The organism is Paenibacillus sp. J14, assembly GCF_000518465.1.
Taxonomy (GTDB): domain Bacteria; phylum Bacillota; class Bacilli; order Paenibacillales; family Paenibacillaceae; genus Fontibacillus; species Fontibacillus barengoltzii.
In genome coordinates this window covers 55894-63786 of the sequence record NZ_JADQ01000026.1, presented here as the reverse complement: position 1 = coordinate 63786, position 7893 = coordinate 55894, and the positions used below count along the sequence as shown (strand labels likewise).

At 50.1% G+C, this 7893-nt stretch carries 5 protein-coding genes and 1 pseudogene; 1 reads left to right on the top strand and 5 read right to left on the bottom strand.

What is annotated here, in order from left to right:
- Positions 1 to 167 (top strand): annotated as a pseudogene (locus tag M891_RS25335) (IS110 family transposase); the annotation flags it as partial.
- 177 nt (positions 168 to 344) lie between these two features.
- Here M891_RS25335 and M891_RS0111950 read toward each other — a convergent pair.
- The 5 genes from M891_RS0111950 to M891_RS0111930 form a co-directional block, all read right to left on the bottom strand.
- Positions 345 to 1241, bottom strand: a complete 897-nt coding sequence (locus M891_RS0111950) for a carbohydrate ABC transporter permease (RefSeq protein WP_036700238.1) — start codon at positions 1239 to 1241, stop codon at positions 345 to 347.
- Between the two features lie 69 nt (positions 1242 to 1310).
- On the bottom strand, positions 1311 to 2609 hold the full coding sequence (locus tag M891_RS0111945; protein ID WP_028539004.1) for an ABC transporter substrate-binding protein: 1299 nt from the start codon (positions 2607 to 2609) through the stop codon (positions 1311 to 1313).
- A 24-nt stretch (positions 2610 to 2633) separates the two neighbouring features.
- Positions 2634 to 4973 (bottom strand): glycoside hydrolase family 65 protein, encoded by a 2340-nt coding sequence (locus M891_RS0111940; protein WP_028539003.1) that lies wholly within the window; start codon positions 4971 to 4973, stop codon positions 2634 to 2636.
- Between the two features lie 147 nt (positions 4974 to 5120).
- Entirely contained in the window at positions 5121 to 6131 is a 1011-nt protein-coding gene (locus tag M891_RS0111935) for a LacI family DNA-binding transcriptional regulator (protein WP_028539002.1), read from the bottom strand.
- A gap of 87 nt (positions 6132 to 6218) precedes the next feature.
- Entirely contained in the window at positions 6219 to 7847 is a 1629-nt protein-coding gene (locus M891_RS0111930) for an ABC-F family ATP-binding cassette domain-containing protein (protein ID WP_028539001.1), read from the bottom strand.
- Positions 7848 to 7893 lie beyond the last annotated feature (46 nt).

Sequence of the window (7893 nt, the reverse complement as noted above, 5' to 3'; positions counted from 1 at the left end):
AAGAATTCGGTGAATATTACCGGAAGAAGTATCACGAAGTGCCCAAGAATCAACACAAACGCGCCCTCGTCTTAACGGCAAGAAAACTCGTGCGTCTGGTCGATGTGCTGCTACGCAGCGGCCAACTCTACACGCCTCGAAGGAAGGTGAATAGCGCCAAGGATTAACGCCTCCTTTGCCTTAGTCCTTCACGAATTCCCAGTAAAAATCTGGTATCTGACATGGTTTTTGGCTGGGTTTGGTTTGATGCGCCCTTTTTTCGTGACTCCGCGCTCAACAGGCACGGGAAATTTCCANTTCGATTAAATCAACAGCTTGACATCATACCGCTGGACTTATCTTAATTAATCCTTGTCGTCGTCGCCTTGGTAGTAGACCCACATAGAAGAGCTGCGGATCACGAGGAGCGTAAAGACGAGAATGATAACAAACAGAATCCAGGACAAGGCTGAAGCGTAACCCATCTCGTAATCCTGAAACGCTTTGTTATACAAATACAGGTTGTAGAACAAGGTTGAGTTCAGCGGCCCGCCGTTCGTCATCACAAAGGCTTGAGTAAAATATTGGAATCCTCCGATAATCCCCATAATCAAATTGAAAAAGATCGTCGGAGAAATCATCGGCAGCGTAATGCTAAAGAAACGACGAAAACGGCCCGCTCCGTCCAACTCCGCCGCTTCATACAGTTCTTCCGGAACTCCCTGCAGACCGGACAAATAAATGATGATGGTGTTGCCGATCCCCCAAATGCCCATAACGATCAGCGCTCCCAGCGCGTAGGAAGGATCCTGCAGCCAAGCTGGTCCCTGGATTCCTACCAAAGCAAGCGCCCGGTTCAAAACACCGTATTCCGGATTAAAAATCATCACCCACATCATCGATACCGCCACCGCCGGAATTACCGAGGGCATAAAATAGATGAGCCGGAACAGCTTCATGCCCCGGGTGCGCATGTTGAGCAGCATGGCGGCAAACAGCGAGAAAATTTGATAGAGAGGGACAGAAATCAACGCAAAAACAAAAGTGACTTTCAAAGACTGATAAAACAGTTCGTCCTGAAAGATCGCCTTAAAATTATCGAGACCCACCCATTCAATCGATTTAACCCCGGTGATAATGTCCCATCTGCTGAAAGCCAGCAGCAAAGAGAACAGCATAGGGCCAACGGTAAACAGCACAAGTCCAAGCAGCCAGGGAAGGATAAACAAATACCCGGACCATTCTGAATTTGATTTTCGCATGGCGACCTCCTTGATGAGGCGGGTGAAGCGTTTCTCTTGTTTACGCTCCACCCGCCGGGTGTTTATTTCTTATTTGATTTTGCTGTCTACATTTTTGGCTGCCTCATCCAGCGCGCCTTTGACGTCCTGTTTATCCAACAGCATCTTCTCCATCGCCTTCGAAAATTCCTCAACAAAGATAGGGCCGTGCGCCGAACGCATTGTCACCGGCTTCTTCGCGTAGTTCATCATTTCAATGACCGGTTTGTCAGCAACTTCCGTCGCTTTAACCTGCTCCAATTCTGCCACGGTTGCTGGAAGCACCTTGCTGTTCTCGGCGCGGAGCTTTTGAGCGTTTGTTCCCGACAACCACTTCACCAGCTCATAAGCTTCTTGCTTATGTTTGCTGGCCGCATTGATCGCCCAACCGGCGCTGGCGATAATGCTGGTTCTTGTTCCGTCTGGCCCTTTTGGAATCAAAGCGGAACCGTATTGAACGTCCGATTTATCCAAATCAGATTTAATCCAACGCCCGGTGACCATCATAGCCAGCTTATCGGTCATGAACATGGATGCATCTCCGCCCATCGTTTCCGTATCCTGCGGTGTTGGTGACACGCGGTTCTCTCCTTTGGACAAAGCCACGTATTTCTCCAGCGCAGCCACCGTTTTCTCGTTGTTCATGAACCCTTCCGCTTGCGTTCCGTCTTCATTGGCGATATCCGTTCCATGATCCCAAAGGTAAGTGTAGATCGGATATTCCCATTTCCCAGCGTTAAAGCCGAACTGCGTATATTTGCCGCCTTCTTTCTTCGTCAGCTTCTGGGCGGTGGCGATCAGATCTTCCCAAGTCCAATCATCAGTAGGATACGGAATTTGCGCTTCGTCGAACATCCGCTTGTTGTACCACAGAGCCAGCGGATTGAAGTCTTTCGGCAGATAATATTGCTTGCCGTTAATATTCATATTTTCAATTAAATCCTTCTGAAAAATATCCAATGAAAAAGAGCTGTCATTCTTCAAGTACTCGTCGAGTGGTTCAACGACCCCTTTATCCACGTATTTGAAATAATCGCCTTTTCCAATCAGGAATACGTCAGGAGCCTGACCAGCGGCTAGTGAAGTGGTCAGCTTCGTCCCGTAGCCGTCGCTGGGAATGGGTTCAAACTTTACCTGAATATCCGAATGTGCCGCGTTAAATTCATCTGCCAGTTGCTGCTCGTTAGCTCCCGAGTTCACATCCCCCCAGACGGTGAAGGTCAGATTGACTTTCCCCCCAGATGCGCCTGAATTTCCGCCTGCGGCATTGTCCTTATTACCTCCGCAAGCCGACAGCACCAGTGCGACGATCATGACCAATACCAGTGTCGTATACCCTTTCTTTCTCATTGTTTAGGACCTCCCTGAATAGATTTAATAGGTTTGATATCTATATTGTAATTCTTGGTTGAACCGAATCCGTTGTCCATGCACAAGCAACTCCATCTCGCCCGGCTCCTCTGTCCGTATATACAAATTGCTGTGGTCAAGGACAATTTCGAGGCGCCGTCCCTGCCAATAAAGCGGGAAGGACAACTCCTCCCATTCCTTCGGCAAACGGGGATTCAAATGAAGCTCGCCGCCCAGCATGCGTACGCCGGCAAATCCCATCACCACGCATTCCCACACGCCCCCAAGCGAAGCGGAATGAACGCCGGCATCGGAAGAATGCATGTAAGGACCGAGATCAATTTCAGCAGCGCGGCGGAACAGCTCATACGCCAGCGTGCAGTCGCCAAGATCATTGGCCAGTATGCAATGCGTTGACATCGACAACGAGGAATCATGCAGCGTTTTTTCTTCGTAGTAATCATAATTGGCTTTTTTCACTTCAGGCTGAAAACGGTCCTCGAGCAGGAAAAACAGCATCAGCACATCCGCCTGCTTCGATACCTGCATTTCCCCGACTTGATCAAGATTATAATCGTCGAAAATACTCCCCACTCTGGCCTGACGTTTATACGGTGTAAGATCAATCTGTTGTTTGAGCAAATACGTGTCATCCTGCGGGATGATCCCTTCGCGATTCGGCTGTGGCAAGTAAAGATGTGCGGCCTTGGCCTCCCATTCAGAAATGGCCTGCTCCAAATTCAGCTTCGCGTTCAAGCATTGGAAGAGTTCCATGTCTTCTTCCTGTAACATGTAGTAATACTGCTTCGCCAATTCGATGTTGAAATGAGCCATGTAATTGGTAAAGGCATTGTTGTCGACATGTTCCTTGTATTCATCCGGGCCAACCACATCGTTGATCTCATAGCGTTGTTTCGCCTCATTCCACTCCAACCGACTTGCCCAGAATGTTGCGGTATCAAAAATCATCTCAAACCCGCATCGGTTCATAAAATCACGGTCTCCGGTTGCCTGGTAATAATGCCATACTGCATAGGCGATATCGGAAGTAATATGCTGTTCGATAAAGCCGGACCAAATCTTCGTCTGCTCCCCGGTAACAACATCTACTGCTCCCCACACTGGCGTCACTTCGCCGTCGCTTGGCCAAGCAGCCTCCCACGGGTACATCGCCCCGGCATATCCGTTTTGGCGCGCCTTAGCCCTTGCCCCTTCAAGTCCCAAGTAGCGGTACTCCAGCAGAGAGCGCGCAATCTCCGGATTGGAATAAATATAGAACGGCAGGATAAAAATCTCAGTATCCCAGAAGGAATGACCTTTATACCCTTCCCCGCTCAGTCCCTTGGCTCCGATACCCATTCGGTGATCATGCGCCGGTGTCATCGCGACCAGATGATAGATGGCAAAGCGCAGGGCCAACAGATCGAAGCGGCTCTCCGATTTGATTTCGAAATTGTAGCGCTCCCACACCGCACTCCAAGCAGCCCGATGCCGGCGGAACAACTCGTCATAGCCAGTAAAGCGCATCTCCTTCAACGTCTTCAGAGCTGTCTGCCGGATCGTTTCCAACGTGGTTCCTTCTGGAAACTCCTTGTCACGGCTCGTATATACTGTGGCCAGCTTCTCAAAAACAAGCGTATCCCCTTCCGCGAGATCGAGGGAGTATGTGACCCCCACCCGCCTGCGGTCAATGTCCATTTTCGGCGTAACTTCGGTCCTGCGACCGTTCACCTTCAGTTCATGAACCGCCCCGAGTACAAAATCAATCTTCGACTCCGTCGTCGTCTGAATCAGCACAAGATACGTTTTGTCATAAATGCGTTTCTCGCCCTCGTGGAAATGTTGACTACCGCTGTTTGTCACCTGGCCGTCAATTCCCGAACTGATGGACAGATTCGCGCCTCCCGCCAGTAAGCGAATCTCCACTCGCATCCCAATTTGATGCAAATGATCCAAAGAGACGAATCGGCGGAACACAAAACCAATTTTCTTGCCGGCGTGCTCCCATACAAAACAACGAACCAGCTCAGCATCGCGGAGGTTCAGTCTCCGCTCGTATACGGTCACAGTGCCAATCTCTAAGGACAACGGCTTGCCGTCAATCCGGATGTCCAACTTAGTCAGATCGGCTGCATTCGGCAACTCGCTGACCTCGAACTCATCGAACTTATTAAACGTTCCGTTCACAAACAAATTTCTTTTCTCTCCGATATAAGACTCTTCCGTCGCCGATCGAAGCCCCATATACCCATTTCCAAGCGACATGATGGCTTCGCATTTCCCAAGGGCTAACGGATCAAATCGAACCTCGGAGAATACCCAGTTGTCCAGCTCCTCTGTCGTTTTGGGGTTGTAGCATAGCATAAGTCCATTCCTCTCCAAGCAGCAAAATTTGTGTTGTTTGAAAGCGTAATCGAAAACGTTTTCGAATCAAGGACAAAAAATTCGAAAACGATTTCGACCAGAGTAAAATAAAAAAGCAATTGCTAATCGAAAACGTTTTCGAACCCATTATTGCACCTTCACGGACTCTCTGTCAATAACCTCGAACGAAAGAAATTTATGAAATCCTTCGGTTCGATTCTCGAGCATTTTTACAACCTCTTCAAAAGCCGAATATCCGATCTTCTCGAAATCCTGGCGGACCGTCGATAATTTAGGGGTCGTATAGCTGGACAGTACGATGTCGTCAAACCCCATAATCGATAGTCGCTCTGGAATCGAAACGCCTAATTCCCGGCATCGGGTCATAAAGCCGATCGCCATCAGATCGCTGGCAGCAAATACAGCCGTCACCTCAGGATGGTTCTGCAAATACGCTTCGGCCGCGTGATAGGCTTCTTCCTCCTTAAAAGCGGCGTCGATCACTCGGTCAGGATTATACGGCAAACCCGCCGCCTCCAAGGCTTGGCGGTATCCTTGCAACCGCTGCACGCTAACTGCAGCGAAGCTGTGTCCGTTAATCATCCCGATATGCCGATGGCCCTTGCAAATCAAAAATTCCACCGCTTGCTTGGCGGCGTTGACATTGTCCGTAGAAACAGAGCCGGTCTTCGGCCCAACGACATCCGCATCGACTACCATGCACGGCAATTCGCTGTTCACCAGCTCTTCGAAATACGGATCTGTTGTTCGGAGGCCCGCGATGACGACCCCGGCGATTTTATTTTCCTGACAAAATTGCCAATAAGACTTGTCCTGCTGCTCAGACAGACTGCGGGTATAAATGACCACTTCATAGCGATATTGCTGTGCGGCAGCATATACCCCGCTCATGATTTGAAACAGCACACCGTCTTTGCCGTTGGCTTGCTCAAAGTTGGAAATGATTAGTGCAATGGTCTTCGTGACCTTATGCTTCAGGTTTTTCGCTAACCGATTGGGAAAATAGTTCAATTCCTGCGCGGCCTGCATCACCTTTTGTCGCGTCGTCTCGCTGACGTCGGGATAACCGTTTAACGTCTTCGACACAGCGGCAATAGATACGTTGGCCAGCTTGGCTACATCTTTTATCGATACCATCTGACTCACCACGACTTCATGTATTATTTAGCCGCACAAAAGACCAGCCTAGGTCCTCGTGCGGCTTCATGATTTACCTATGAAACTTTATACTTCTTCCGGATACATCGATTTCCGCAGGTTTTGAATCTCTTCGCTCTCAAGATATTCGTCGTAAGTCATGACGCGATCAATGATGCCGTTTGGCGTGATTTCAATGATGCGGTTGGCGATCGTTTGGATGAACTGATGGTCATGCGACGTGAAGAGAATCGTGCCATCAAAGTCGATCAACCCGTTGTTGAGCGCCGTAATCGATTCGAGATCCAGGTGGTTGGTCGGCTCATCAAACAGCAGCACGTTGGCGCCGTTCAGCATCATTTTGGCCAGCATACAACGAACCTTCTCGCCCCCGGACAGTACGCTGGCTTTCTTCAGCGCTTCTTCGCCGGAGAACAACATCCGTCCCAGGAAGCCGCGCAGGAACGTTTCGTCCTGATCCTTCGGCGAATATTGGCGCAGCCATTCCACCAGATTGAGATCCACCCCGTCGAAATAACGGGAGTTGTCCTTCGGGAAGTAGGCCTGAGAAGTTGTAATCCCCCAGCTGTATTCCCCGCTGTCGGCTTCCAGCTCGCCCATAACGATTTGGAACAACGTCGTTTTCGGCACGCTGTTAGGTCCAACGAAGGCGATTTTGTCACCTTTGTTCACGACGAAGCTGACGTTATCCAAGACCTTTTCGCCTTCGATCGTTTTGGTCAGTCCGTCCACGGTCAGCAGCTGCTTGCCCGCTTCACGCTCTGCCTTAAAGTGAAGAAACGGATATTTCCGGTTGGACGGACGGATATCCTCCAGCGTAATTTTCTCGAGCTGCTTCTTCCGCGAGGTCGCTTGTTTCGATTTCGAAGCGTTCGCCGAGAAGCGTTGAATAAAGGCTTGCAGCTCCTTAATCTTCTCTTCCTTCTTCTTGTTAGCGTCCCGCTGCATTTGCAGCGCCAACTGGCTGGATTCGTACCAGAAGTCATAGTTGCCGACATACAGCTGAATTTTACCGAAGTCGATGTCCGCGATATGCGTACACACCTTGTTCAAGAAGTGACGGTCATGGGATACGACGATAACGGTGCCTTCATAATCCATCAGGAAGTTCTCCAGCCACTGGATCGATTCAAGGTCCAAGTGGTTAGTTGGTTCGTCCAGGAGCAGGTTATTCGGGCGGCCAAACAGCGCTTGCGCCAACAGCACGCGGACCTTCTCGTTGCCGCTCAGCTCAGCCATCTTCTTATCGTGCAGCTCGCGTGGAATGCCAAGACCAATCAGCAATGCCGCTGCGTCCGACTCGGCTTCCCAGCCGTTCAGCTCAGCAAATTCGCCCTCCAGTTCGCCTGCACGCAAGCCGTCCTCTTCGGAGAAATCGGGTTTGGCGTACAGCGCGTCCTTCTCCTTCATGATCGAATACAACCGGCCGTGCCCCATAATCACCGTTTCCAGCACGGGGAACTCGTCGTATTCGTAATGGTTCTGCTTGAGGACCGCTAAGCGCTCGCCCGGCGTCATAAACACTTCGCCTTGGTTAGGCTCGATCTCGCCGGACAGAATTTTCAGGAACGTCGACTTGCCCGCCCCGTTTGCCCCGATCAAGCCGTAGCAGTTGCCGGGAGTAAATTTTATATTTACATCTTCGAAAAGTGTCCGTTTTCCATACCGGAGCGTCACACCGTTAGTACTGATCATGTTAGGCATTACCATCCTTTTTTCATTTATCGAACTACTGGCTCAA